At 33.0% G+C, this 491-nt stretch carries 2 protein-coding genes; both read right to left on the bottom strand.

The genetic code is table 11. The features are described from left to right. Nucleotides 1-44 precede the first annotated feature (44 nt). Nucleotides 45-206, bottom strand: a complete 162-nt coding sequence (locus tag ACF91D_RS31745; protein WP_158262833.1) for a hypothetical protein — start codon at nucleotides 204-206, stop codon at nucleotides 45-47. Beyond that, on the bottom strand, nucleotides 207-491 hold a 285-nt coding region (locus ACF91D_RS31740; RefSeq protein ID WP_392438695.1), incomplete at its 5' end, for a DUF1381 domain-containing protein. It lies immediately after the preceding gene.

The following is a 491-nucleotide window of genomic DNA, read 5'->3' as shown; positions in this document are numbered from 1 at the left end:
AACTTTACTAGGTGTTCTAGCTGTTTTCACACATGTGTATTTCATTAGTCGTCCTCCGTTTCCATATTCGCTTTAAGTTTAAATTTATTAAGCTCTTTCATAGCTACTCGCAATTCTTTAGCTGCTCGTTCTACTCTTTTAGTTAACAAGGTAAGTTCGTTCATATTCTCTATATTTAATTTTGCTTCCATTTTATATTTAGTCATTCACTCACTGTCCTTTTCTTTTAATTTAATTGAATATCCTTTTTCATCTCTAACTAACTCTTTTCCATATCTTTCATTACAGTTATTACAACTAAAAGCTAAATGTATCGGTATATTATTTACGTACAAATATTCATACTCTGTGTCCCAACTTCCACAGTTAGCACATTGTATTAAGTCATTATATTTACGTTCTGCCTCTTCCTTACTCTCTGCCTCAACCACAGTAAACGTTTCATTCTCACGTGCTTTAGTTACATGAGTGAAAGGGTGACCGGTTGAATC

This window comes from Staphylococcus sp. 231237_7MaSpsaltlick (genome assembly GCF_043107035.1).
Note: the sequence above shows the minus strand (reverse complement) of the source record. Positions and strands in the feature narration are given on the sequence as shown.

Excerpts from the sequence above, each read along its gene's own strand:
- ACF91D_RS31745 (WP_158262833.1), bottom strand. The coding sequence starts at position 206 with ATGACTAAATATAAAATGGAAGCAAAATTAAATATAGAGAATATGAAC.